The 25046-nt window shown below is 74.0% G+C and carries 23 protein-coding genes; 16 read left to right on the forward strand and 7 right to left on the reverse strand.

What is annotated here, in order from left to right; genetic code table 11:
- Positions 1–95 precede the first annotated feature (95 nt).
- Positions 96–3848 (forward strand): WD40 repeat domain-containing protein, encoded by a 3753-nt coding sequence (locus LCN96_RS23355; RefSeq protein ID WP_225275002.1) that lies wholly within the window; start codon positions 96–98, stop codon positions 3846–3848.
- Positions 3849–3854: 6 nt separating this feature from the next.
- On the opposite strand, the gene LCN96_RS23360 is transcribed toward LCN96_RS23355, so the two are convergent.
- From LCN96_RS23360 to LCN96_RS23370, 3 genes are all read right to left on the reverse strand, one after another.
- Positions 3855–4376 carry a hypothetical protein gene (locus LCN96_RS23360; protein ID WP_225275003.1) on the reverse strand — a complete coding sequence of 174 codons (522 nt, stop codon included), beginning with the start codon at positions 4374–4376 and terminating at the stop codon, positions 3855–3857.
- 76 nt (positions 4377–4452) lie between these two features.
- Positions 4453–5340 carry a hypothetical protein gene (locus tag LCN96_RS23365; RefSeq protein ID WP_225275004.1) on the reverse strand — a complete coding sequence of 296 codons (888 nt, stop codon included), beginning with the start codon at positions 5338–5340 and terminating at the stop codon, positions 4453–4455.
- 384 nt (positions 5341–5724) lie between these two features.
- The gene (locus LCN96_RS23370; protein WP_225275005.1) at positions 5725–6480 is read right to left on the reverse strand and encodes a sigma 54 modulation/S30EA ribosomal C-terminal domain-containing protein; all 756 of its coding nucleotides are present in this window, start codon (positions 6478–6480) and stop codon (positions 5725–5727) included.
- A 226-nt stretch (positions 6481–6706) separates the two neighbouring features.
- On the opposite strand from LCN96_RS23370, the gene LCN96_RS23375 reads away from it, so the two are divergent.
- The 3 genes from LCN96_RS23375 to LCN96_RS23385 all read left to right on the forward strand — a co-directional run bounded on the left by LCN96_RS23375 (position 6707) and on the right by LCN96_RS23385 (position 9117).
- Positions 6707–7609, forward strand: coding sequence for a universal stress protein (locus LCN96_RS23375; protein WP_225275006.1), 903 nt, complete (start codon positions 6707–6709; stop codon positions 7607–7609).
- Positions 7610–7773: 164 nt separating this feature from the next.
- Entirely contained in the window at positions 7774–8937 is a 1164-nt protein-coding gene (locus LCN96_RS23380; RefSeq protein WP_318528358.1) for a nitrate/nitrite transporter, read from the forward strand.
- A gap of 33 nt (positions 8938–8970) precedes the next feature.
- Positions 8971–9117: a hypothetical protein gene (locus LCN96_RS23385; RefSeq protein ID WP_225275007.1), complete on the forward strand. Its 147-nt coding sequence runs from the start codon at positions 8971–8973 to the stop codon at positions 9115–9117.
- Between the two features lie 439 nt (positions 9118–9556).
- Here the strand turns inward: LCN96_RS23385 and LCN96_RS23390 are convergent, their stop codons facing one another.
- Entirely contained in the window at positions 9557–10768 is a 1212-nt protein-coding gene (locus tag LCN96_RS23390) for an MFS transporter (RefSeq protein WP_225275008.1), read from the reverse strand.
- Positions 10769–10827: 59 nt separating this feature from the next.
- Between LCN96_RS23390 and LCN96_RS23395 the strand changes: the two genes are divergently transcribed.
- From LCN96_RS23395 to LCN96_RS23405, 3 genes are all read left to right on the forward strand, one after another.
- Positions 10828–11826 (forward strand): ArsR/SmtB family transcription factor, encoded by a 999-nt coding sequence (locus tag LCN96_RS23395; RefSeq protein ID WP_225275009.1) that lies wholly within the window; start codon positions 10828–10830, stop codon positions 11824–11826.
- A gap of 275 nt (positions 11827–12101) precedes the next feature.
- Positions 12102–12629, forward strand: a complete 528-nt coding sequence (locus LCN96_RS23400; protein ID WP_225275010.1) for a hypothetical protein — start codon at positions 12102–12104, stop codon at positions 12627–12629.
- A gap of 173 nt (positions 12630–12802) precedes the next feature.
- Positions 12803–13771, forward strand: a complete 969-nt coding sequence (locus tag LCN96_RS23405) for a zinc-binding dehydrogenase (protein WP_225275011.1) — start codon at positions 12803–12805, stop codon at positions 13769–13771.
- A 132-nt stretch (positions 13772–13903) separates the two neighbouring features.
- Here LCN96_RS23405 and LCN96_RS23410 read toward each other — a convergent pair whose 3' ends face one another.
- On the reverse strand, positions 13904–15100 hold the full coding sequence (locus LCN96_RS23410) for an NAD(P)/FAD-dependent oxidoreductase (RefSeq protein ID WP_225275012.1): 1197 nt from the start codon (positions 15098–15100) through the stop codon (positions 13904–13906).
- 174 nt (positions 15101–15274) lie between these two features.
- On the opposite strand from LCN96_RS23410, the gene LCN96_RS23415 reads away from it, so the two are divergent.
- Both LCN96_RS23415 and LCN96_RS23420 read left to right on the forward strand, forming a co-directional pair.
- Positions 15275–16207 carry an RNA polymerase sigma-70 factor gene (locus LCN96_RS23415; protein ID WP_225275013.1) on the forward strand — a complete coding sequence of 311 codons (933 nt, stop codon included), beginning with the start codon at positions 15275–15277 and terminating at the stop codon, positions 16205–16207.
- Between the two features lie 73 nt (positions 16208–16280).
- Positions 16281–17504: a cytochrome P450 gene (locus tag LCN96_RS23420; RefSeq protein ID WP_225275014.1), complete on the forward strand. Its 1224-nt coding sequence runs from the start codon at positions 16281–16283 to the stop codon at positions 17502–17504.
- An 80-nt stretch (positions 17505–17584) separates the two neighbouring features.
- Here the strand turns inward: LCN96_RS23420 and rpsR are convergent, their stop codons facing one another.
- Together rpsR and LCN96_RS23430 are read right to left on the reverse strand one after the other, a co-directional pair.
- The gene (rpsR, locus tag LCN96_RS23425; protein ID WP_225275015.1) at positions 17585–17812 is read right to left on the reverse strand and encodes a 30S ribosomal protein S18; all 228 of its coding nucleotides are present in this window, start codon (positions 17810–17812) and stop codon (positions 17585–17587) included.
- The gene (locus LCN96_RS23430; RefSeq protein ID WP_225275016.1) at positions 17809–18951 is read right to left on the reverse strand and encodes a CobW family GTP-binding protein; all 1143 of its coding nucleotides are present in this window, start codon (positions 18949–18951) and stop codon (positions 17809–17811) included. Before LCN96_RS23430 ends, rpsR begins: the two co-directional genes overlap by 4 nt.
- 40 nt (positions 18952–18991) lie before the next feature.
- On the opposite strand from LCN96_RS23430, the gene rpmB reads away from it, so the two are divergent.
- From rpmB to LCN96_RS23465, 7 genes are all read left to right on the forward strand, one after another.
- The gene (rpmB, locus tag LCN96_RS23435; protein ID WP_449867107.1) at positions 18992–19288 is read left to right on the forward strand and encodes a 50S ribosomal protein L28; all 297 of its coding nucleotides are present in this window, start codon (positions 18992–18994) and stop codon (positions 19286–19288) included.
- On the forward strand, positions 19288–19587 hold the full coding sequence (rpsN, locus tag LCN96_RS23440) for a 30S ribosomal protein S14 (protein ID WP_225275017.1): 300 nt from the start codon (positions 19288–19290) through the stop codon (positions 19585–19587). Before rpmB ends, rpsN begins: the two co-directional genes overlap by 1 nt.
- A gap of 2 nt (positions 19588–19589) precedes the next feature.
- Complete coding sequence (gene rpmF, locus LCN96_RS23445; RefSeq protein WP_225275018.1) at positions 19590–19757, forward strand: 50S ribosomal protein L32; 168 nt, start codon at positions 19590–19592, stop codon at positions 19755–19757.
- 532 nt (positions 19758–20289) lie between these two features.
- Positions 20290–21009 carry a tryptophan 2,3-dioxygenase family protein gene (locus LCN96_RS23450; RefSeq protein ID WP_225275019.1) on the forward strand — a complete coding sequence of 240 codons (720 nt, stop codon included), beginning with the start codon at positions 20290–20292 and terminating at the stop codon, positions 21007–21009.
- Positions 21006–22136: an aminotransferase class V-fold PLP-dependent enzyme gene (locus tag LCN96_RS23455; protein WP_225275020.1), complete on the forward strand. Its 1131-nt coding sequence runs from the start codon at positions 21006–21008 to the stop codon at positions 22134–22136. Before LCN96_RS23450 ends, LCN96_RS23455 begins: the two co-directional genes overlap by 4 nt.
- Positions 22111–23379: a tryptophan 2,3-dioxygenase family protein gene (locus LCN96_RS23460; RefSeq protein WP_225275021.1), complete on the forward strand. Its 1269-nt coding sequence runs from the start codon at positions 22111–22113 to the stop codon at positions 23377–23379. The genes LCN96_RS23455 and LCN96_RS23460 overlap by 26 nt, the downstream gene beginning before the upstream one ends.
- Positions 23376–25034 (forward strand): FAD-dependent monooxygenase, encoded by a 1659-nt coding sequence (locus tag LCN96_RS23465; protein ID WP_225275022.1) that lies wholly within the window; start codon positions 23376–23378, stop codon positions 25032–25034. The genes LCN96_RS23460 and LCN96_RS23465 overlap by 4 nt, the downstream gene beginning before the upstream one ends.
- The last annotated feature ends 12 nt before the right edge of the window (positions 25035–25046 follow it).

Raw genomic sequence — 25046 nt, forward strand, 5'->3', positions numbered from 1 at the left:
GCCCTTGCGCGAAATATCCGGCTCCAGGACGTCCGTATGGCCCCTCTTGATCGCTCCTCATCGGTACGGAACGGATCAACGGAACGGGGAACGCGTTGGGACGGCGTGAGCGGCCACTGGATCCGGCGGACGGGCCCGTCGCCCGGTTCGCCTTCGAGCTGCGCAAGCTCCGGCAGGAGGCGGGCGGCCCCACCTACCGGGTGATGGCAGGGAAGGCCCACTACTCCCCGGCGACGCTCGCCCAGGCCGCCGCCGGGGACCGGCTGCCCTCGCTGGCGGTCGCCGAGGCGTACGTCGGGGCCTGCGGGGGAGACGTCGAGGAGTGGCGGCGGCGCTGGCGGGAGGCTGGCCGGGAGGCCCTGGAGGAGGCCGCCGCCGCGGACGACTCCGCGGCGCCGTACCTGGGGCTGACCCGGTTCGAGACCGAGGACAGCGAGCTGTTCTTCGGGCGCGCGGCCCTCGTGGAGCGGCTGTCCGCCCTGGTCCGCGAGCACCGCCTCGTCATGCTGGTGGGGCCGTCGGGCAGCGGCAAGTCGTCGCTGCTGCGCGCCGGCCTGGTGCCGTCGCTGCGGCGGGCCGCCCGGTCTGCCTCGATCCGCGTGCTGACGCCCGGCGCCGAGCCGGAGTTCCCCGGGCGGACGCACGACGTGGTGATCGTGGACCAGTTCGAGGAGGTGTTCACGCTGTGCGCCGACCCGGCGCGGCGGGCCCGCTTCATCGACGCGCTGCTGGCCGGGGACGGCGGCCGGGTGGTGCTGGCCGTGCGTGCCGACTTCTTCGGGCGCTGCGCCGAGCACCGGGAGCTGGCCGAGGCCGTCCGGGACGCGACCACGCTGATGAGCCCGATGAGCCCCGCCGAGCTGCGGGAGGCGATCACCGGCCCGGCGGCCAAGGCGGGCCTGGTCGTGGAGCGCGAGCTGACCGCCAGGATCGTCGGCGAGGTGGCGGGCGAGCCCGGCGGCCTGCCGCTGATGTCGCACGCCCTGCTGGAGACCTGGCGCCGCCGTCACGGCCGGGTGCTGACCACGGCCGCCTACGAGGCCGCGGGCGGCATCCGTACCGCCATCGCCCGCACCTCCGAGGAGCTCTACACCGACCTCACCCCCGACCGGCGCGAGCGTTTGCGCCGGCTGCTGCTGCGGCTGGTCACCCCCGGCCAAGGCGCCCAGGACACCCGCCGCCCGGTGGAGCGGGCCGAGCTGCTGACGGGCGACGGTGACACCGAGCCGCTGCTGGAACGGCTGGTGCAGGCCCGGCTGGTCACCCTCGACGGCGACCGCGTGGACCTGGCGCACGAGGCGCTGCTGACCGCCTGGCCGAGGCTGCGCGGCTGGATCGAGGAGGACCGCGAGCGGATCCGCCAGCAGCGCCTGCTCACCGAGGCCGCGCGCGCCTGGCAGGACCACGACCGCGACCCGGGTGGCCTGTATCGCGGGGCCCGCCTGTCGATCGCCGGCGAGCAGTTCGCCTCCCTCGACGGCCTGACCCCCTTGGAGCGGGAGTTCCTCACCACGAGCCGCGCCGCCCGGGACCGCGAGCGGCGCAGGCACCGCCGCCGCACCACGGCGATCTCGGGGCTGCTCGTCCTGACGCTGGTCGCCGCCCTGCTGGCCTGGCAGCAGAGCCGTACCAGCCGGGAGCAGCAACGGGAGAGCGCCGCCCGCCGCGCCGTCGGCGTGGCCGAGAGCCTGCGCGAGGCCGACCCGGTCACGGCCATGCGGCTCACCCTGGCCGCCTGGCACCTGGCCGACCTGCCCGAGACCCGCTCGGCCCTGCTGGCCGCCGCCGGCCGGCGCACCCAGGACGTGTTCACCGACCCGGACGGCAGCGCCGGCACCACCCGCCACCTCAGCGACGACGGCCGCTCCCTGCTCAGCGTCGGCACGGACCAGGTCACGCTCTGGGACCTGGCGACCCACCGCCGCATCGCGTCCATGCCCGGCCTGCGCGCCGACCGCTCCGAGGCGGGAGTGCGCCGGGGTGACGCCTGGCAGGTGCCGTTGATCCGGGACGGTGAGGTGACGCTGTGGGACCTGCGCGACGGCCGCCCCGGCACGACCACTTTCGGCTCCGTCGACCGGGGTGCCGAGATGGGGACGAGCGGCCACAGCCTCATCACCTACGGCACCGGCCGTTCCGGCCCCCGCGTCCAGGCGCGCGACCTGCGCGACGGGCGGCGGCTGATCGAGGTCACCGCTCCCCGCACCGCGGCGGACGACTCGGGCGAGGCCGTCTGGGAGCCGGGCGCGGCCGGCATCCGGCTCCAGGAGGAGGAGCGCGGCATGCCGCCGTTCGTCGACGCCGCGCTCAGCCCCGACGACCGCGTCCTGGCCGTGTGCGTCCCCGGCCGGCCGCTCCAGCTCTGGGACGTCGGGACCGGCCGCAGGATGCACACCCCCTGGGCCCCCACCGTCACCCTGCGGCAGTGCCAGTACGAGCAGGCCGGCTTCACTCCCGACGGCCGGCGGCTGGCTCTCGTCACGGACGACGGCGTCCGCCTGTGGGACCTGGCCACCGGGACGGAGCAGGCCGCCGTCCGCCATCCGGGGATCAAGGAGATCGGCTTCAGCGCGGACGGCGCCTTCCTGGCCGCCGCCGACGCGACCGACATCCTGCTCTGGCGGCTGGCCGCCCCCGGCTTCCCGGTGCTGCGTCACTCCCTGTCCGGCCAGTACGCCATGGATCTGCGCGTGGACCCGCAGGGGAAGTGGATCCGCTACCTGTCCGGCTCCGGCCGCGTCTGGCCGACGACCGTCCGCACTCTGAGCCTGGGCGGTGTGGTGCCTCCCGGCTGGCGGCCCCAGGCCGCCGGCAAAGCCGCCTTCAGCCCCGACGGCACCACGCTCGCGCTCGCCTACGCGGACGAGCAGGCGCAGGCTGTCCGGTTCCGGTTGTACGACCGGCACTCCGGGCAGCCCGTCGCCGACCTGCCGGACGTCTCCTGTCCGGCGTCGGGTGCGCCGGAAGGCTGTTCGGCCCTGCTGGCCTTCAGCTCCGACGGGCGGCTGCTCGCCCACGGAGCCTCCCCGCCCGGCCTGGGATCGCCGGACGCCCGCGTGTCCCTGTGGGACGTCCCGCGCGGGCGGACGGGGGACACGCCGCCCCCGCGCGCGCAGGACCTCGGGAACGCGGAGGCGATCGCCTTCGCCGCTGGCGACCGTTCGCTGCTGGTCGCCGAACAGCCCGCGCTCGGCTCCCTGCGGCTCCTGGACCTCGACCGGCGGGTCACCACCAAGACGCTGGCCGGCACCAGCGCGCACCGGATCGCCGTCAGCCCCGACCGGCGGCTGCTCATCACCTCGCAGGGGGAGGTCGTGGACCTGCTCTCGCTCACCAGGGCCACGGGCCGGCTCGGCCCCGGCGAGACCACCGCGCTCGCCTTCAGCCCCGACGGCCGTCACCTGGCCGCAGGCGACGACACCGGTGCCACCGTGTTGTGGGACGGACGCGTCCAGCGGCGCCTGGGCGTGCTGACCCCGCCGGACACGACCGTCCACGACTACGGCAGGCTCGTGACGGCGCTGGCCTTCTCACCCGACGGCACGATGCTGGCCGCCGGCAGCGGCGACGGCTCGCTGCAACTGTGGGACCTCGCCTCCCGCGAGCCGATCGGCTCGCCGCTGCCCACCGGAGGCGACATCATCCTCGCGCTGGCCTTCGGCGCCGACAGCCGGACGCTGTACGCCGCGAGCGGGCACGTCCCCCTCCAGAAGTACGTGCTCAGCCCCGGCGCCAACGCGGCCATCCTGTGCCGTCGCGCCGGCGGCGGCCTGCCGGCGCAGGAGTGGGCCAGGCACTTCCCCGGCCACCCCTACCGGCCCTCGTGCCCGCCGCAGCGGGGAGGGTGAGTGCGCTCACTCGATCCAGCTGTTGTCCGCGCAGGCGGTCTTGGTCACCCACTGGTGGGAGGAGATCTTGTTGTTGATGGTCGGGCCGGTGGTCAGGTCGTCGTCGGCGAGGTTGTCGGCGTAGAGCTCGTCGGGGGCCAGGCAGCCGTAGCCGTGCCTGTGGTCCTGGTAGGTGTAGTCGTAGAAGGCCACGTACCTGAGCTGCTCGTTGGTGAAGCCGTTGTTCATCAGCGACGAGGCCTTGTTGGTGTCGCCCAGCCTGAACGCGCCGACGTCGTCGCCCCAGTCGAGGTCGTTGCCGGCGTCCGCGCCGAGCAGGGTGTGGCAGTCGGCCTGGTCGAACGCGCGGACCTTCCCGTCCCGGTGCGCCTGCCCGTTCTCGGTGGGCACGCTGAACCAGACGGCGTCGCAGTTCTCCACCCGCGTGCCGGCGGTGTCCGCCGCGGCCGCGGGGGCGGCCGCCAGCGAGGCCGCGACAGTGATCGCGGCCAGGCCGAGTGCGGACATGGTGGTGGTGATCCTTCGCATGGTGACTCTCCTTCTGCCTGCCCCGTGGCAGGCGTCATGGGGCGCGCGCCGGACGCGTCGCGCGGATGGTCCTCCGTCAGGACCCGGTGATCCGCCTGGCCCGTTCGAGCGCCTCGAACTCCAGGCGGTGGTGCAGCGCCAGCTCCCCGGCGTAGGGCCGGGCCGCCTCGGCGCGGTAGTGGTCCTCCAGCGCGCGGGCGGTGGCCAGCAGCGGGGTCTGCCGGGCGCAGGTGGCCTCGGCGACCGCGAGCCGCACCTCGAAGACGTGGGCCTCGTCCGGGCTCAGGTCCTTGGTGAGGCGGGGCAGCCTGGCCCGGATCTCGGACGGGTCGGCGTAGCGCTGACCCCGCGCCGCCATGCACCGCCGCCAGGCGGCCAGCGCGGTGGCGAAGCGGGTGTCCCGCATGATGGCGGGCACGTAGAGCGGCCGCAGGTTGGTGGCGACCTTCTCGGCGCGGAACCAGGTCGCGCGATCCCCGTAGAGCGCCTCGTTGGCCGTGGCCGTGCAGCCGCCCATGACGCTGGTGACGGTGCCGCCGGCGGGCAGCCCGACCGAGATCCGGCTCCTGTCAGGGCCGCCCTCCAGCGCGCGGTCGTACCGCTGCCGGTCGGCGGGGGAGAGGGTCGCGTAGTAGGCGACGTTCGGGTTGTGCTGCTTGGCGGCCAGCCACCTCTCTTTGATGCGCGTGCCGTACCCGTGCTCGCGGGCCCAGGCGACGTCGGCCAGCACGTACCCGGTGCCCCGCCGTTCCTCGACGGTGGGAGGCTGGGCGGTGTGGTAGCGGAAGCCGTGGCGCCGCATGCACTGCCGCGTCAGGACGTCCTCCGCCCGTTCCAGCACGATCCGCTCGGCGTCCGTCAGCTCCCTGTCAGGGACCGGCACCCGCGCCGGCCCGCCGCCCGCGGCGGCCGTAAGGAGCAGCAGGACACCGGCCCCCGTCCCGCGCCAGAACCTCACACTCACACAACCCTCCGCCGGGGATCTCGGGCCACGGCACGGGGTGTCCGTGCCGGCCGCTCGTTCGTCGCGAGACCCAGCTTCCGGGGCGGGAAAATTGTCCGGAACCCCCCTTTCGCCACCGCAGACAATGCAGGTGGCCCGCCCGCAGAACGCCAGGGCGACCGAGGTCGCGGCCTCGTCGTGGTCTCACAGGCGCGGGGAGAGCGTGCCGCCTCAGGCGAGATGCGCCTCATACGCGGCGATGACCGGCGATCTGATCGCGGCCGGACAGGCTACTGCGGCCTTGGTCCTGGGTGACGAGCGTGCCGGGGCTACCGGACCGGGCAGGCGGACGGCTGATCTCCGCGACGCTCGACCGAGCGCGGACGCATCCTGCCGTCAGGTGAATCAGGTGCCGTGCACGGTGCTGACCAGGCCGTAGTCACCATCGTCGCGCCGGTACACCAGGCACCCCGCGCCGGTGCCGGCGTCGGCGAAGAAGACGAACGGGAAGCCGGTCAGCTCCAGCCGCTCCACGGCCTCCTCCAGGGTGAGGCGGGGCGCGGGCGACGGGCTGATGGAGATCGCCGCGCAGGTCGGCGTCGGCAGGCCGGACGCGGGTACGAGCTGGGCGAGCCGGTAACCGCCCCCGCCCGTGCGGTAGACGACGCTGTCCTGACCGGTCACGTCCTCGGTGAACAGCAGGAAGTCGTGACCCAGCTGCTCCATGTCGACGACCGCCTCGTCGGGCACGGTGCGGTCGGCCGCGACGCTCCGTACGATGCGCGGCTCGTCGCCGGCGCGGCCGTCGCGGGGCGGGCGGGGGTGGCGTCCCCGCCGGTTCTCCCAGTCGCGGGTGCTCTCCAGCAGCCGTGCCCGCAGCCGGTCGCGGAGCAGGTGGATGGCGGCACGTGTGGAAGCGGCGCTGGCCTGGGCCCTGATGAGCCGCCCCTGGACGTTCAGCACGGCCTGGGCCGTACGCGGCCGCTCCGCGAGCGTGGGCGCGGTGGCGAGCGTGACCCTGGCATCGAGCACCGGCTCGTGCGCCAGCCTGGTCAGCCCCGCCAGCGTATGCCTGGCCTCCCGGACGTCGGCGGGGCGGATTCCGCCACGGATCTTGACCTGCACGTCGGCGGGGTCGAGAGCGATGGGCCTGTGCCTCATGGGTGAGCACCTTCTTCGCGTCCGTTGCTGATGGCACCACCCTGTGACCAGCCCGGACACCGCTGCTAGGGACTTTCGGCCCTATCGATGAGGATTTTGGGACAGGTGGTGCTGAACGCGAGCGAGGACCAAAGACCCCGCTTCGCGGGACCTCCTCCCGCAGCGCCCCCTGATCACCTGGACCGAAGCTGAGAGCGAGAGCCCGGAACGGCTGAGGAGATCGGTGATGACCAGTCAGATCGTGGTCGGCGTGGACGGCTCCGCCCCGGCCGTCGCGGCGGTGGAATGGGCGGCGGCCGACGCCGCACGGCGCGGGCTGGACCTGCGCATCGTGCACGTCTGCGAGCGGTGGCCGCACAGTGAGGGCACCGAGCACTGCGCCGGCGCGCTGGAGGCCGCCGCCGACGTGGCGCGCGGCCTCGCCGGCGGGGTCAAGGTGACGACGGACCTGCGCGCCGGGAACGTCGTCGACGAGCTGATCGGGGAGTCCGCGACGGCCGGCAGCCTGGTGCTGGGCAGCCGCGGCCTCGGCGGGTTCACCGGCATGGTGCTCGGATCGGTGAGCACCGCGGTGGCCGGGCACGCCGCGGGGCCGGTCATCGTCGTCCGCGTAGCTCGTGCGGCCGGTCCTGCCCACCCGCCGGGCGAGCACGGCCGCGCCGTCGTCCGCGCGGCTCGCGCGGCCGACCACGACGCGGCCGAGCACGGCCGCGTCGTGGTCGGCTACGACGGCTCCGAGCACGCGCGGGCCGCCATGCGGTACGCCGTCGAGCAGGCCAGAAGCCGCCGGGCCGAACTGCACGTGGTCACGGCCTGGCAGGTGCCGTCCTTCTCCCCGTACGCCGTCGGCTACGGCAAGCTGATCGAGCAGGTCATGCAGGAGGAGCCACGCCAGGCCCGCGCGCTGGTGGAGCCCTGGCGCGACGAGCACCCCGACCTGGCCATCACCGACGAACAGCCCTGCGAGCACCCCGTCGCCGCCTTGACCAAAGCGGCCGAGACCGCCGACCTCGTCGTCGTGGGCTCGCGCGGCCTCGGCGGCTTCGCCTCGGCCCTGCTGGGCTCGGTCAGCCACGCCGTGCTGCACCACGTGACGTGCCCGGTCGCCGTGGTCCGCCCGCGCGGGTGACGGCCCATCGGAGGCGTATCCAGGGACTTCGGTCCCTGCTCGGAACGGCGCGGGCCACGCCAGCCCTTCGGATGAGATCAGAATTCGCAGCAATGTCACCACAGGAGCGCACAGTGAACGCACCGACCGCCCCGACCGCCTTCAGACCTGCCTTGATGCTGGGCATGGCGACGCTCGGATTCGCGCTGAACTTCTGGGCCTGGGCCCTGCTCAGCCCACTGGGCCCGCGTTTCAAGGAGCTGCTCGGCCTGTCAGCGGGGCAGCAGGCGCTGCTGGTGGCGGTGCCGGTGATCGTGGGATCGCTGGGCCGGATCCCGGTCGGCGCGCTCACCGACCGGTTCGGCGGCAGGGTGATGTTCCCGCTCGTCTCGCTCGCCACCATCGTGCCCGTGCTGTTCATCGGCCTGGCCGGGCAGACCTCGCTGGCGGCGCTGCTGGCCGGCGGGTTCTTCCTCGGCATCGGCGGCACCGCCTTCGCCGTGGGGGTGCCGTTCGTGAACGCCTGGTTCCCGCCGCACCGGCGCGGGCTCGCGGTCGGCGTGTTCGGCGCCGGGATGGGCGGCACCGCCATCAGCGCGCTGACCACCGTCCCCCTGGTGCGCGCAGGTGGCCCCGCCACGCCGTTCCTGATCACCGCGATCGTGCTGGCCGGCTACGCCGCCGCCGCCTGGCTGGTGCTGCGCGACGCGCCCGGCCGTACCGTGGCGACCCAGCCCCTGATGGCGCGCCTGGCCGCCACGGTGAAGCTGCCGATCACCTGGCAGGCGTGCGTGCTGTACGCGGTGGCGTTCGGCGGCTACGTCGCCTTCTCCGTCTACCTGCCCGCCTACCTGCAGACCGGCTACGGCCTCGAACAGGCCGACGCCGCCAACCGCATGGCCGGGTTCGTCGCGCTCGCCGTCCTGGCCCGGCCCGTGGGCGGCTGGCTGTCCGACCGCGTCGGCCCCGTCCGGGTGCTGACCGGCGTGTTCGCCGTCACCGCCGTCATGGCGGCGGTCCAGGCGGCCACGCCCGGTCTGATGCCCACCGGCACCATCGCGTTCCTGACCATGGCCGCCGCCCTCGGCGCGGGCAGCGGCGCCACCTTCGCCCTGGTCGCCCAGGTGGCCCCCGCCGACAAGGTGGGCACGGTCACCGGGCTGGTCGGCGCCGCCGGCGGCCTCGGCGGGTTCCTGCCGCCGCTGGTGATGGGCTTCCTGTACGGGCAGCTCGGCTCCTACGGCCTCGGCCTGGCCCTGCTGGCCACCACCGCCGTGCTCACCCTGGCCCTGACGGCGACCGCGGTCCGCTCCCTGACCGGCCGCCGCACGGCCGAGCGCGCCGGCTGACGCGCAACCGACCCGAGAGAAGAGGTAGGCGAAGTGGGTGCGGTCGACCTCCGTATCGAGCGGGGCAGGCCACCAGTCGACCCGCCGCCACAGCGGCCCCGCGCGTCCTGGCACCTGCGGGCCAACGCGATCGTGGTCGGCTGGCTGGCCCTGACCCGTGGTGGTGGCGCCGGCGGGTGACGTGCTCCCGGCACCCCGCTGGCTGCTGGTCCACATCTTCCTGCTCGGCGCCGTCTCCACCGCGATCCTCATCTGGAGCGAGCGATTCACGGTGGCCCTGCTGCACCTGCTGCCCGCCGTTCTGGGCGGCGGCCCGGCGCGCTTCACGGAGAACGCGGCGCTGCTGGAGCGCGCCTGGCCGGTGCGGCTGGTGGCGCTCAACCTGGGCGTGCCGTTGCCGGCGCTGCCACTGCCGGCGCCGGTGACACTGCTGGGCTGGGCGCTGGTGCTGGGCTCGGTGCTGGCCTTCGTCGCCCTGGCCGTGGCCGCCCTGACCCGCGCCCGGTCCGCGCGGGCGGGTGACTCGCACGCGAGATGGCCGCCGGCCCCGGCACGGGCACCGCGTTGCACGTGGTCGGCGCCCCGTTCGACACCGTCTACGTGCTGGGCCATCCGGCCCTTACCGGGGTGGCGGCGCGAGCACGCGCCACAGAGCCCGTACGGCCAGCAGCGACGCCGCGCCCGCCGCACCGACGACCAGGCCGGGCGCCACCACCTCGCCCAGCGCCCCGCCACCGGCGGCCGACAGCCCCTGCAAGGTCGTGGTCCCGGTCAGCGCCAGCCCGAAGGCCTGGCCCCGGCTCTCCGTCGGCACCGCCTCCAGGAACCGCCGGGCCAGCCCCAGCTGGTACGCGACCCCGAACCCTGACACGGCCAGCAGCACCGCCGCGACGCCCGGCCCCGGCGACGGCACGAACCCCAGCAGCGGCGCCCCGAGCAGCAGCGCCAGCGGCCGGGCCAGCCGTTCCCTGCGCTCCGGGCCGGCCAGCCGCCCGATCACGAGGTCGCCGGCGAGCATGCCGAGCGCCACGGCGGTGAACAGCAGCCCGGCCGAGCCCGGCACGCCGATCCGCACGGCGTACGGGACGAGCACGCCCTCAGCGCCGACCACGAGCGCGGGCGGCAGCCACTGGGCCAGCAGCAGCGAGCGGACCTCCGGCCGGCGCAGCAGCTCGCGGTTGACGCGCCAGGTCTGCCGCACCGCGTACGTCCCGGCGGTCGTGCCACGGCCCGGACCCCCGGCCAGTCGCAGGCGCAGCAGCGCGGCCGACAGCAGGCAGCTCGCCACGGTGATCCAGAGCGCCCCGTACGGGCCGATCGCCGCGATCAGCATCCCGCCCGCGGCGAAGCCGAGCACCTGCGTGCCACCGGCGGCCATGGAGAACACGGCCCGGCCGAGCACGTACCGGTCGCCGTCGAGCAGCTCGGGCAGCAACGCGCCGCGCGCGGCGGAGGCGATCGCGCCGGGGACACCGGTGACGAACACCAGCACCAGCATCGCGGCGGGGGAGAGCACCCCGGCGGCGAGCACGGCGGCGACCACGGCGCGGACCAGGTCGTAACCGGCCAGCACGGCCCGGGGCGGCCACCGGTCGGCGTACGCCAGCAGCAGCGTGCCGCCGAGGGCGAAGGGCAGGAAGCCGGCGACGTAGGCCAGCGCGGCCAGCAGCGACGAGCCGGTGCCGGCGTAGACGGTCACCGACAGCGCGAGCAGCTTCACCGTCTCGCCGCCGAGGAACAGCGTGTAGCCGGTGAACAGCACGCGGAACTGCCGCACCGCGAACACCTCGCGATAGGTGGCTCCCGTCGGCGCGGCCTGGGGTGTCGTCATGCGGGCCAGTCTCGGGCAGGCGCGGGCGTGGGCGTTAAGCTTTCGCGTGGAGGCGAAAGATGCTGGTCATCGAGGTCGGGCCGATCGACGTGGCGCACACCCGCTACGCGATCTCGCCGCTGGGTGAGGCGATGAACGCGCTGCGGGTCGCTTCGGGCAGGCAACCGGCCGGGCCGCTGCGTCCCTGGGCGGAGCGCATCGCGCCCCGGTACGCGCGGCTGCTCAGCCAGACGCCCGCGGTGGAGGCACTGACGACGCTGTTCCGCCGGGGCGGCTACAACGCCGACTTCATCCATCCTCCGCCACCGGGCCCCGGCGGCGACCTCGCCGCCGAGCTCGCCGTGGTGCGGGCGACCCCGCTGCGCCAGGTGCGCACGGAGATCGCCCGCAACCTCGCCGGGCTGCGCCCGCCGCCCCGCCACGTGCAGCGGATCCTCGCCGCCCCTGACGTGCTCACCCGGCTCGCCGACGCGATGGAGGCGACCTGGCACGCGCTGGTCGAGCCCGACTGGCCGCGGCTGCGTACGGTGCTGGAGCGCGACCTGGTGCACCGCGCCGGGCACCTGGCCATGTACGGCTGGGCCGCGGCGCTGTCCGACCTGGACCCCCGGGTGGCCTGGCGCGCCGAGGGGGACGACGGCGTGATCGAGGTGCGCACCGGCCCCGGCGACGAGCGGGAGCGGCACCGGCTGGGCGGCAAGGGGCTGCTGCTGATGCCGACCGTCTTCGGCACCCTGATCAGCTACGTCGAGCCGCCCTGGCCGTACGCCCTGGTGTATCCGGCGCGCGGCGTGGCGAACCTGCTCGGCCCGCCGCCCCCGCAGGGCGGTGCGATGGCGCTGGCGCGGCTGGTCGGGCCGCACCGCGCGCAGGTGCTGCGGGCGCTGGAGGCGCCGGCGACGACCACGCAACTGGTCCGCCAGCTGGGCCTCAGCCTGGGGGCGGTCGGTGGCCACCTGGCCGTGCTGCGCGAGTCCGGCCTGGTCACGCGGACGCGGACCGGCCGGTCCGTACGCTACGAGCGCACCCCGCTGGGCACGGCCCTGGCCGCGGACTGAGCGCCACTCGCCCGTCCTGCCGAGGCGTTCACGCCTGCCGGCGCCGCGTCATCAGCCGCACCTCATCAGCCGCACCTCATCAGCCGCACCTCATCAGCCGCAGCTCATCGGTCCACGCCATCGGCCGCACGTGATGAGCCGCACGTCAGCACCGGGGTGAAGCCGATCTGACGCCGATCAGAAGCGGCCCTCTGTCACTACTGGAGTCGCGGATCCGCGTACTGGTCGAGTTCCACACGAGGGGCGCCCCGGATTCCAGGGCGCGAAGGAGAACCATGGGAATCGCATCACGCACGAAGAACGCCGCCGTCGCTGTGGCGGTGGTGCTGACGGCGACCGCCGCCACGCTGGGGGCGGCCGTCGCGCCCGCCTCGGCGACGGCGGACCCGCCGGGGCAGGCGGCGACGGCCGAACGGGGGACGGACGGCGCCTACACGGTGCGCGTCACCGGCGAGGCCGCGAGGTCGGCACAGGCCGCGCCGCCACCGACGACCTCGCCGCCGGCGGGCTCGCGGACGTTCATCCCGAACGGGGGCGGCTTCGACTGCGCGCCGGAGTGGGTCTGCGCGGGTGTCCCGTACGGGGGCGGGATCTACCTCTTCAAGTTCCGGGCCTACGCCCGTTACGGCCTGAGCAACTGGTTCGGCACCGGGTTCGTGATCAACAACCAGACCGGTCGAGCGGCGGCCAGGCTGGAGGACAACAACCTGGCGCAGCGGGCGTGCATCCCGTCGCCGGCGGTGGCGAACGGCATCGGGTGGGACCCGATCTGGTACATCAGGCTGACCGCCGCCCCCTGCTGAGGGCGTCCGGCTGACTGATCGCCCGGCCCTGCTCGGCGCGGATCACGGGAAATCCGCGCCGAGCAGCCGCGCTGCCCCGTGCCGCGCGCCCGCAGTTGACCTCAACTTCGCTTCAGGTTGCAGACTGCTCAGCCAAGGCGCCGAGACAGTCGGCGCCAGGAGGAGCGAGGGTCATGCGGCAAATACTGGTCAACCGATTCGGCGGCCCCGAGGTGCTGGAGCTGGACAAGGCCCCCGACCTCGTCCCGGGTCCCGGACAGGTCGTGGTGGGCATCTCCGCCGCCGACATCATCTTCCTCGACACGCTGCTGCGCAGCGGCGCCGGCAAGGACTACTTCCCGCTCCGCCCGCCCTACGTGCCCGGCCACGGTGGCGCCGGATTGGTGACCGCGGTGGGGGACGGTGTCGACCCGGCCTGGACGGGCCGGCGCGTCGCGGTGGGGACCTCGGGCGGCGGCTACGCGGAGCAGGTCGCGGTCGCCGTCGAAGAGCTGACGCCGATACCCGACGGCCTGGGCCTGGCTGAGGCGGCGGCGCTCCTGCACGACGGCCCCACCGCGGTGAACATCACCGACGCGGCCGAGATCAAGGAGGGCGCCCGGGTGCTGGTCACCGCCGCCGCGGGCGGCACGGGGCTGCTGGTCGTGCAGCTCGCGCGCGCGGCCGGGGCCAGGGTCATCGCCGCGGCTCGCGGGGCGCGCAAGCTGGAGCTGGCCCGGGAGGTGGGCGCCGAGGAGGCGTTCGACTACACCGAAGCCGGCTGGATCGACAGGGTGCGGGCCGCGACCGGCGGCGACGGCGTGGACGTGGTGCTCGACGGCGCCGGCGGCCCGCTCGGCGGCGAGGCGTTCGAGGCGGTGGCGCACGGCGGCCGGTTCGTCAGCTACGGGACGTCCAGCGGTTTCGCCCAGGTCGATCCGGACACGGCCCGGCAGCGCGGGATCCGGACGATCAGCCTCATGGACCTGAACGGCTCGGCTGCGGGGAAGACGGAGGAACTCGTCGGGAGGGCGCTGGCGCTCGCCGCCGACGGGCGGCTGCGGCCGGTCATCGGCCAGACCTTCCCGCTGGAGCAGGCCGCGGACGCCCACGCCGCCATCACGGCGCGCGACGCCCTCGGCAAGACGCTGCTGCTGCTCTGAACCCGCTGCCGCCCGCCCCGCACCTCGTTCCTCGCCGTCGCGCGGTGCGGACGGGCGGCGGCGCCCCCTGGCCGGTGGCGCAGGGGTGACCCCACCTGAGGCCGCTGCACGCGTGCGCCCGCGCAGCCGCCGCTACACGCGCGCCCGCTCAGCGGTCGCCTGCGGTGCGACGGCCACGCGGCGCCTGCGCGTGGGCAGGCCGTAGGTGGGGTGCGAGGTGGCCCACAGCGCCGTCCGCAGGATGCTCGCCTTGATCGCCACGGCACCCCGGCCGCCCCGGTACGCCGGCTTCGCCCGCCCTTCGCCGTCGACGAGCTGCCAGATCCCGTCCCGCCGCCCCAGGCTGATGTGGTTGTAGGTGTAGGCCAGCTTGGTCCGCGCGACCGGCCGGCCGGTCAGGCGGGCCACGATCGCCTCGATGGCCTGCCGCCCCGTGTAACCGGCCGACGCGCAGGACATCGGCAGCGGCCGGCCGCTGTCGCCGATGGCGTGGACGCTGTCGCCGACGGCGTAGACGTCCGGGTGCGAGACCGAGCGCATGGTGCGGTCGACGACGATCTGGCCGTTCCCGGTGACCTCCAGCCCGCCGGCGGCGGCGACGGGGCTGATCCCGAACCCGGCCGTCCACACGGTCGCGTCGGAGGCCAGGGCGGTGCCGTCGGCGCACAGCACCCGCGCCGCCTCGACGGCTTCGACGCTGGTGTGCTCCAGCACGGTGACGCCCAGCCGGTCGCAGGCCCGGCGCAGGTGTCCGCGCGCGCCGGGGGAGAGCCGGGCGCCCAGCTCGCCGCGGGCGATCAGCGCCACCGACAGGCCGGGGCGGGACTCGGCGAGCTCGGTGGCGGTCTCGATCCCGGTCAGGCCGTCGCCGACGATCACCACGTTCCCCCGCTCGCCCCGCCCGGTCAGGCTGTCCAGGCTGTCCAGGCGCTCGCGCAGGCGCAGCGCCGAGGGCCGGGCGGCGACGTCGAAGGCGTGCTCGGCCGCGCCGGGGACGCGCGTGACGTCGCCGCGGCTGCCGAGCGCGTAGACGAGCGTGTCGTAGCCGAGCTCGCCGTCGGTGAGCGCGACGGCCCGGCGCCCGGGGTCGACGGCGGTGACGCGGGCCACGCGCAGCCGGATCCCCGTGCCCGAGAAGACGTCGGCGAGCGCCGGCGCCGCGAGGTTCCGGCCGGCCGCGAGCTGGTGCAGCCGCATGCGCTGGACGAAGTCCGGCACGGCGTTGACCACGGTGATCCTGGTGTCCTCCGGGGACAGCCGGCGGGCCAGGTTGCCCGCCACGTAGGCCCCGGCGTAGCCGGCGCCGAGAACGACGATGTGGTGTTTCATGTGGTGCTCCCGTGGGTTCGTTGGCTCGGCGTCCTGACGACCATGAGGCGTCGGCGTCCCGGCCTTTGTGACAGCGCGGTCGTGTGCCGTACGCCACAGAGCCCGGAGTGTCACACGGCGGCGGGCGCCGGCGACTTGTGCATGGAGCCGCGGAGCGACAGGCAGGAGCCAGGCATGAACGAGCGCACGGACGCGACCACCGGCACCGGCGGTCCATCGGAGCGCACCACCGAGGCGACGGACAGCTTCCTCGCGCACCGCAACCTGCTGTTCACCGTCGCCTACGAGATGCTCGGCTCGGCGGCGGACGCCGAGGACGTCCTGCAGGAGACCTGGCTGGGGTGGGTCAAGGTCGATCTGGCGCAGGTGTCCGACCGCCGCGCCTACCTGGTGCGGATCGCCACCCGCCGCGCGCTGGACCGGCTGCGCGTCATGAAGCGCCGCAAGGAGGCGTACGTCGGCCCCTGGTTGCCCGAGCCGCTGCTCACCGCGCCGGACGTGGCCGAGGACGCCGAGCTGGCCGAGAGCGTGTCGATGGCGCTGATGATCGTCCTGGAGACCCTGTCGCCGACCGAGCGGGCCGTCTTCGTGCTGCGCGAGGTGTTCGACGTCGGGTACGAGGAGATCGCCGCCGCGGTCGGCAAGAGCCAGGCGACCGTCCGACAGATCGCCCACCGGGCCCGCCGGCACGTCGATGCCCGGCGCCCGCGCGAGTCGGTCTCCCCGGGCCAGGCCAGGGCGGCCCTGGAGTCGTTCCAGCGCGCGCTGGACACCAGGGACCTGCAGGGCCTGCTGGACGTGCTCGCCCCCGAGGTGGTGCTGGTGAGCGACGGCGGCGGCGTCAAGCAGGCCGCGCCGCGGCCGGTCACCGGCGCGGGCAAGGTGGCCCGCATGATCGTGGACGGCCTCGGCAAGGCCGGGGTCGCGCTCACCAGCGAGCCCACGGTCGTCAACGGCAACCCGGCGCTCCTGCTCCGCGTGGACGGCGAGCTCGACGGCGTCATCGCGGCCCGGGTGGAGGGCGACCGCATCACCGGCCTCTACTACGTCCGCAACCCGGGGAAGCTGACCCGCATCGCCTCCGAGACCCCGCTCACGCTGCAGTAGGGCGCCGACCGCGCCGGCCATCGGGCTCCTGCAAGCACCGAACTCCGACATATCCCCTACTGGAGGTCATCTCATGTCGAACAGCGTCACCGGCGAGCTCGCCGACCTGCGGCTGCCGGTCGAGCGGGGCTGCCCGTTCGCTTCACCGGCCGCCTACGAGCGACTGCGCGAGCAGGCGCCGATCAGCGAGATCCGCCTGGCCAGCGGCGGCCGGGCGTGGTGGGTGGCCGGTCATGAGCAGGCCCGCGCCGTCCTCGCCGACCCCCGCTTCTCCTCCGACAAGCGCAAGGACGGCTTCCCGCTCTACAGCCTCGACGCGGCGACCCTCCAGCAGCTTCGCAGCCAGCCGCCGCTGATGCTCGGCATGGACGGCGCCGAACACTCCGCGGCCCGCCGCCCGGTGATCAGCGAGTTCACCGTGAAGCGGCTGGCGGCGCTGCGCCCGCGCGTCCAGGAGATCGTCGACCGGTTCGTCGGCGCCATGCTCGCCGCCGACCGGCGGCCGGTCGACCTGGTGCAGGCGCTGTCCCTGCCGGTGCCCTCCCTGGTGATCTGCGAGCTGCTCGGCGTCCCGTACGCCGACCACGACTTCTTCCAGAGCCGCACCACCAGGATGGTCAGCAGGACCTCGATGGAGGACCGCCGGCGGGCCTTCGGCGAGCTGTACGCCTACATCGACGACCTGGTGACCCGCAAGGAGTCCGCACCGGGCGACGACCTGTTCGGCCGGCAGATCGACCGGCAGCGGCAGGAGGGCGCCGTGGACCACGAGGGCCTGGTGAGCCTGGCCTTCCTGCTGCTGACCGCCGGGCACGAGACCACGGCGAACATGATCTCGCTCGGCGTGGTCGGGCTGCTCACCCATCCGGAGCAGCTGACCCTGGTCAAGGCCGACCCCGGCAGGACGCCCATGGCCGTGGAGGAGCTGCTGCGCTACTTCTCCATCGCCGACGGGGTCACCTCCCGGCTGGCCACCGAGGACGTGGAGCTCGGCGGGGTGCGCATCAGGGCCGGCGAGGGCGTGGTCGTCTCCGGCCTGTCGGCCAACTGGGATCCGGCGGTGTTCGCGAACCCGGGCGAGCTGGACGTCGAGCGCGGCGCCCGCCACCACCTCGCCTTCGGCTTCGGCCCGCACCAGTGCCTCGGCCAGAACCTGGCCAGGATGGAGCTGCGGATCGTCTTCGACACGCTGTTCCGCCGCATCCCGGGCCTGCGGCTCGCCGTGCCGCTGGAGGAGCTGCCGTTCAAGAGCGACGCGGTCATCTACGGGGTGCACGAGCTCCCCGTCACCTGGTGAGCGGGGCCGGTGGCGTGCGGGCCGCGCTGCCGCGAGTGGGCGTGCCGGTGGCGAACGGGCCGCGCTGGTCGGCGGCGCGGTCACGCGCTCGGCCGGGAGGCGTAGGGGAGCAGGGCCATCTCGCGGGCCGTCTTGACGGCCTTGGCGATCCGGCGCTGCTGCTGCACCGTGACGCCGGTGACGCGGCGGCTGCGGATCTTGCCCCGGTCGGAGATGAACTTGCGCAGCAGCGCGATGTCCTTGTAGTCGATGCGGTCGGCGCCCTGCAGCGGGTTGGCCTTCTTGCGCGGCACGCGGCGGTGCTTCACACGTTCTCCTTGACGTTGAGAAGGGGGGCGAACGGGTCGTCGTAGCCGGCCCAGACGTCCGGCCCGGCCGCTTCCTCCTCCGCGGTGAGCAGGCAGGAGTCCAGCAGGGCGTGGAAGCGGGCCGGGTCGAGGTCGGGGCCGGTGAAGACCAGGTGCTGCACGCGGTCGCCGTACGGCCCGGCCCAGTCGAGGGAGGCGGTCAGGCGGCGGGCCGGGGAGACCAGGTCCCAGGCGGCCTCCGGCAGGGCGGCCAGCCACGGCCCGGCGTCCTCGGCCGAGACGAGCCCGGCGACGGCGTCCCAGGCCAGCAGCTGCCCCGGGCGGGTGGCCAGCCAGAACCGGCCGCGCGAGCGGACGGACTCGGTGACCAGCTCGTCCACGGCCTCGAACAGGCGGGCCGGGTGGAGAGGGCGGCGGCTGCGCCAGACGGTGGTGACGATCTCGTCGGTGCGCGCGTCGCAGGGGAGCTGCGCGGTGGCCGGGTCCACGCGGGCGGCCAGCTCCGCCGTGCACACGGCGGCGCCGGTGACCGGGGGGAGTGAGCCGGTGGTGTGCAGCGGGGTGACGGGCGCCAGGTGGGCCAGGACGCGGCGCGACAGCTCCCGATCGTCCTCGTCGCCGCCGTGCAGGACCAGGCCGGTCGGGTATTCGAGCTGCCGGGCCAGCACGTCGGCCAGGTAGCGCTGGTCGCCGCCGGCGGCCGGTTTGCCGATCTCGGCGAGGCGCTCGCCGCGGGTCAGGTCGTCCGGCATGGCCGCGGCGTCCACGGCGGTGAGGACGGCGGTGAGCCGCAACGTCTGCCGCGCCTCCGCGCAGTCGACGGCCTCGGCCACCGATCGCGGCTCGACCGAGTCCCACAGGTCCACGATCAGCAGCGGCGCGCCGGGCGCCAGCCTGACGAGCTGGGGGAGCAGGTCCTCGCGGACGGCGCAGGTGACGCAGCCGTGGGTCAGGCGCACGTCGGCCGTGTCCAGCACGCCGCGGCTGTCGCGCACGCCGCGCCGCACGCGGCCCCGTGTGGCCTCACCGAGGTCGTGGTGGACGGCGAGCGAGCCCGGATGCCTTGCCAGCAACCGGTCGACGGTGGCGGTGCGGGCCGTGGCGTGCAGGCCCGCGACGAGGACGACGGGGGTGGCCAACGAACCTCCAAGTGCAGAAGTGATAATCGTTATCGTTATCATGGCACAGCTCCGCACCTGCGTGTGCGGGCAGTCCGGCCAGCCCTACCGAAAGGACCTGATGTCCGCCCACTGCCAGCTCACCGGCGTCCAGCCGGTCTTCGGCAACCACGTCTCCCACTCCCACCGCCGCACCCGGCGCCGGTGGAGCCCCAACATCCAGCAGCGCCGCTACTGGGTGCCGAGCGAGGGCCGCTTCGTCAAGCTCACGCTCAGCGCCCGCGCGATCAAGACCATCGACAAGATCGGCATCGAGCGGGCCGTCGCACGCATCCGGGCCAGAGGGGAGCGGATCTGATGGCCAAGAAGAGCAAGATCGCTGCCAACGAGCGCCGCAAGGCGGTCGTCGCCCGTTACGCGGAACGGCGGGCCGAGCTGAAGGAGATCGTCCGCACGGGCACGGCGCAGCAGCGCGCGGACGCGGTCCGCGAGCTGGCCCGGCAGCCCCGCGACGCCAGCGCCACCCGCGTGCGCAACCGCGACTCCGTGGACGGCCGCCCGCGCGGGCACCTGACCAGGTTCGGGCTCTCGCGGGTACGGTTCCGCGAGATGGCGCACCGGGGCGAGCTGCCCGGCATCACGAAGGCGAGCTGGTGATCGTGGCCGTACCCAAGAGGAGGACCTCGCGCGGCAACACCCGGCACCGCCGCAGCCAGTGGAAGGCCGCCGCTGCCCACCTGGTGCCGATCACGGTCGACGGGCGGGAGTTGCTCGTCCCCCGCCGTCTCGTGCGGGCCTACCGGCGCGGGCTGATCGTCGCCGGCTGATCATCCAGCAGTGGGGCGGTCGTCGCGGGCCGGCGACCGCCCCTATTGGTCCCCCAGGTGGTGGCCCACCCGGCAAGGCCACTTTCCCCGGCCATTCAGCGCCGATCGAGCCCTTCATGAATCCTGATCGCCCATTCAGTGGAAAGCCGCAGGACGTGCGTTTTTCCGGCCGTGTGACAATGGTCCACTGAGCCGCTGCGGGCGATCATTTCACGGCGGACCGCCACTTGCGGAACTTTCGTCGCACAGGTTTCCAGCGCACTGCCCTGATCTGCGCTTTCCTTTCGTGAACCGTCCCGTTAATGACGTATTCCGCAAAAAAGGGCTTGTGCGGATTCGGATTGCCAAGCATTCTTGTGGCCGAGCAAGGCCGCCGGATCAAGATTTCCTGGGGCGGCGCACTGGGGGTTATAGAACCGACCTTTATGCGGCGCGAGCGCCTGCGTATAGCGATCTTCTCTGCGTTTCCAAGATTTGGCTCCGTGGTGGGCCGAATTTCGGCTGCGCACCATTCCTGGACGAAAGAAGGCCAATGCGGGACTACTCCAAGCAGGTGCTTTCCGGCGAGGGTGACAACGACTACGCGCGCTACATGTGCACCGATGCCCTGCTCTCGCTGCAACGCCACCCCGACGAGGTGGTGCACCGTGACGAACTGCTCTTCCAGATCGTGCACCAATCGACCGAGCTGTGGCTCAAGCTGGCCTGCGCCGAGTTGCGCGAGGCGAGCGAGCTGATCCGCCAGGGCGAGCCGGCGGCCGCCGCCCGGCTGCTGGACCGCTCGTCGTTGTCCATCGAGCTGGTCACCGGCCAGCTGGAGATGATGCGCCACCTGTCCCCGTGGAGCTTCCAGACGATCCGCACCGTGCTCGGCCACGGGTCGGGCGCCGACTCGCCGGGCTGGCGGGGCGTGCAGCGCTGCGGCAGGGAGCTCGGCCGCGCGTTCGCCGCCCTGGCCGAGGAGCGCGGCATCGACGTGGCCGAGCTCTACCGCAGCGCCCCGGACAGCGCCGAGCTGCGCCTGGCCGAGGCCATGATCGAGTGGGACGAGCGGGTCTCGCTGTGGCGGGTGCGGCACTACAAGGTGGCCACCCGCATCATCGGCCACGAGGTCGTCGGCACTCAGGGCACACCGGTGGACGTGCTGGCCAAGCTGATCGCCTACCGCTTCTTCCCCGAGCTGTGGCAGGTCCGTACGGAGCTGACCCGCACCGGCCCGATGGGCGACTACCACCTGGGCGAGTCCGCATGACCCCGGAAGCGTTCCGCGCCCTGTTCCCCGGCCAGCGGCGGCTGCGCCATCTGGCGAGCTGCAGCCTCGGCGCCCGCTCCACCGCCGTGGACGAGGCCATGGCGCGGATGAGCGCCGACATGGCCGAGCACGGCGCGCCGTGGGAGCTGTTCGAGCAGCAGGTGCACGAGGCCCGCGTACGGTTCGCGGCGCTGGTCGGCGCCCGCCCCGACCAGGTCGCGGTCATGCCGAACGCCTCCGTCGGCGCCTACCAGGCGGCCTCCACCATGGACTGGCGGGACCGGCCCCGGCTGATCACCACCGACCGGGAGTTCCCCTCGGTCGCGCACGTGTGGCTGGCCCAGCGCCCCAACGGCGCCGAGGTGGTCTACGCCCGTGACGCGGACGACTACGCCACCCTGATCGACGAGCGCACCCGGCTGGTGTCCGCGCCGCTGGTCGGCTACCAGGACGCGGTGCGGCTGCCGGTCGCCGAGCTGGCCCGCACGGCGCACGACGCGGGCGCGGAGCTGTTCGTGGACGCCTACCAGGCCGTCGGCGTGCAGCCGGTGGACGTGGCGGAGCTGGGCTGCGACTACCTCGTGGCGGGCACGTCGAAGTACCTGCTCGGGCTGCCGGGCCTGGCCTTCCTGTACGCCCGCCACCCCGACCGCACCGACCGCGACCCGCAGCTCACCGGCTGGTTCGGCCGGGTGAACCCGTTCGCCTTCGACCCCAGGACGCTCGACTTCCCCGCAGCGGCCACCCGCTTCCAGACCGGCACGCCCGCGTTCCCTGTCGCCTACGCCGCCAACGCGGGCCTGCGCCTGATCGGCGCCCTCGACCTGGCCCGGGTGCGCGCGCACATCGGCGGGCTGACCGCGCTCGCCGAGGCGAGCCTGATCGAGCAGGGGGAGCGGGTCCGCCACGTGCCCCCCGAGCGGCGCGGCGCCCACGTCGGGCTGCTCACCGGCAGCCCCGCCGGCCTCACCCGCCGCCTGGCCGAACGCGGCCTCGTGGTCAGCCCGCGCGGCGACGTCGTACGGATCTCCTTCCACTACTACAGCGACGCAGAAGACGTGGCCGCCCTGTGCGCGGCCCTCCATGAGCTGGGAGTTGCGAGTGCCCTTCATCAGAGAACGGCCTGAGACCACCGCGGACGCGATCAGCGGCTGGATCGGCGACCCGGACCCCACGTCCTTCCCGTTCGAGCAGGTGCTGAGCGTGTACCACAGCGGCGGCAAGCACTTCGTCCCCGACGAGCTGCTGCGGCGGCTCGCGGACGTGCGCGCGCTGCTGCCCGGCCTGACCCGGCCGTGGCCACACGTCGAGACGCTCGCGTTCTTCCTCGACACGGCGCTGGACAAGGCCGACGGCCGCTACGACTACCGCAGCTACCTGGCGCTGCCGCTGCTGCGGCTGCCCAGCGTGCAGGACCCGGTGGAGCAGGACCTGTTCGCCCGCTCCCGCTGCGACCGGCTGACGGTGCAGCTCGTCACCGACGCGCTCGCGTTCGAGCTGGCCGCGCTCGACGGCGGCACGGACTGGCTGCCGCGCATGCGGCCAGACCCCGACCTGGTGGTCAAGCGCTGCAAGCACGGGCTGCGCGCGATCAGGCCCGCCCTGGAGCGCATGGCGCTGGACGCGGGCCTGGCCGCCGCCACGCCGGTGCAGCAGGCCCGGCAGGTGTGCGAGGCGGTACGCGCGGACATGGCGCTGGACGAGCGGCGGGTGCTGCGGCTGACCATGCTGCCGGTGGACACCATCCACGACGAGCACCTGTTCCTGCGGGTGCTGCAGACGTTCGAGACCACGTTCGCGCTGCTGGCGGTGCAGCTGCGCGGCGCGATGGAGGCGCTGTCGGCGCGGGCGGTGGAGCGGGCGCTGCACTTCCTGGCCGGGTCGGAGGCGGCGCTGCGCGAGTCGGGGCCGCTGTTCTCGATGCTGGCGACCATGCAGGTGGAATCGTTCCGCGCCTTCCGCCAGTTCACCGAGGGCGCCAGCGCCATCCAGTCCCGCAACTACAAGATCGTCGAGTCGCTGTGCCGGGAGCCGGACACCGAGCGCGTCGACTCGCCCGCCTACCAGTCGGTGCCCGAGGTGCGCGACCAGGTGCTGGCCGGGCAGCGCACGCTCGACGACGCCTACCGGGAGGCGACCGGTTCAGGCGACCTCGGCGAGAACGAGGTCGCGCGGCTGGCCGACGGCATGCGCTCCTTCGCCCGCGCGCTGCTGCGCTGGCGCAACACGCACTACCGGCTGGCGGTCCGGATGCTCGGCGAGAAGCCCGGCACCGGCTACACCGCCGGGACGCCGTACCTGAACGCCGTACGGGACATCGAGGTCTTCCGTTCCGTGGACACCGTCGAAGAGATCGTGGAGTGCCGATGACCGAGCCACTGACCGGGCCACTGACCGGGCCACTGACCACCGTCGAAGCGCCGGTCGGCATCGTCGGCGCCGGCCCGATCGGGCTGATCGCCGCGTTGCGGCTGGCGAGCTTCGGCGTGCCCTGCGTCCTGCTGGAGGCGCACCCCGAGCTGATCAAGCAGGGCTCCAAGGCGTGCCTCATCCAGGGCGACGTGCTGGAGATCCTGGACAAGGTGGGCTGCGCCCAGCCCGTCCACGACGAGGGCGTCACCTGGACGATGGCCCGCACGTACGCCCGCAACCGGGAGATCAGGGCCGACCTGTACCCGCGCGGGCTGGCCTTCGGCCCGTTCTGCAACATCTCGCAGCACCGCATCGAGCAGGTGCTGACCGCGGCCGTGGAGGGCTCGCCGCTGTGCGACCTGCGCTGGGGCCACGAGGTCACCGGCCTCGCCCAGGACGCAGAAGGCGTGACCGTCCGCGCCGAGACCGCCTCCGGGCCGGCCGAGCTGCGCTTCTCCTACCTCGTCGCGGCCGACGGCGTCCGCAGCCGGCTGCGTGAGCTGCTCGGCGTGGAGTGGACCGGCTACACCCACCGCGACCGGTTCCTCATCACCGACCTGCGGGCCGAGCTGCCGCTGGCCAAGGAGCGGCACTTCCACTACGACCCCTCCTTCAACCCGGGCCGCCAGCTCGTCATGCACCCGCAGCCCGACGACATCTGGCGGGTGGACTGGCAGCTGCCGCCGGACGCCGACATCGACGCCGAACGGGCCGACGGGCGCTTCGACGAGCGGGTCAGGAAGGTCATCGGCGACGTCCCCTACGAGGTGGACTGGGTCAGCACGTACCGCTTCCACCAGCGCGTGGTGGCGCGGATGCGGGTCGGGCGGGTGCTGCTGGCCGGCGACGCCGCCCACGCCCTGCCCCCGTACGGCTCGCGCGGCATGAACAGCGGCATCCAGGACGCCGACAACCTGGCGTGGAAGCTGGCGTACGTGCTGGCGGGGCGGGCCGGCGCGGAGTTGCTGGAGACCTACCACACCGAGCGGTACGCCGCCGCCAAGGAGAACCTGGCCGTCACCGAGGCCACGATCCGCTTCATGGTGCCGCCCAACCGGCTGCGCCGCTGGACCAGGGCCACGCTGCTGCGCCTGTCGCGCTGGCTCGGGCTGGCCCGGCGGCACGTCAACAGCGGCAGGATGGCGCAGCCGTACACCTACGACGACTCGCCCATCGTGCAGACGGGGCACCCGATGCTCGGCAGCTTCGCCCGCGACGGGCACCTCCGGATGAACGGCGGGCGCACCCGGCTGCGCAGGCTGCTCGGTGCCGAGTTCGTGCTGCTCGTGTTCGCCGCGACCGCCGAGCGGGCCAAGGAGCTGATCGACGCGGCCAGGTCGCGGCCCTGGGTGGTGCCGGCCCGGGTCGTGGCCGTGCTGCCGCTCGACGGCTCCGCGCGCCCGCTGCCCGCCGGCGTGGAGGTGGCCCGCGCCGAGGACGCCGAGGTGGCGCAGGCGTACGGGAGCGTCCAGGGCACCTGGTGGCTCGTCCGCCCGGACGGCCACCTGGCCGCCAGGGGCGCGCGCGGCGAGGAGGTGGCGCCCGCCCTGGGCGCCGCCATCGGCTCGCCCGCCACCCAGACCAGCCCCGTCCAGGAAGGCGTCCGGCTGTGACCCCCCGAACCC

It is taken from the genome of Nonomuraea gerenzanensis, assembly GCF_020215645.1.
GTDB classification, from domain to species: Bacteria; Actinomycetota; Actinomycetes; order Streptosporangiales; family Streptosporangiaceae; genus Nonomuraea; species Nonomuraea gerenzanensis.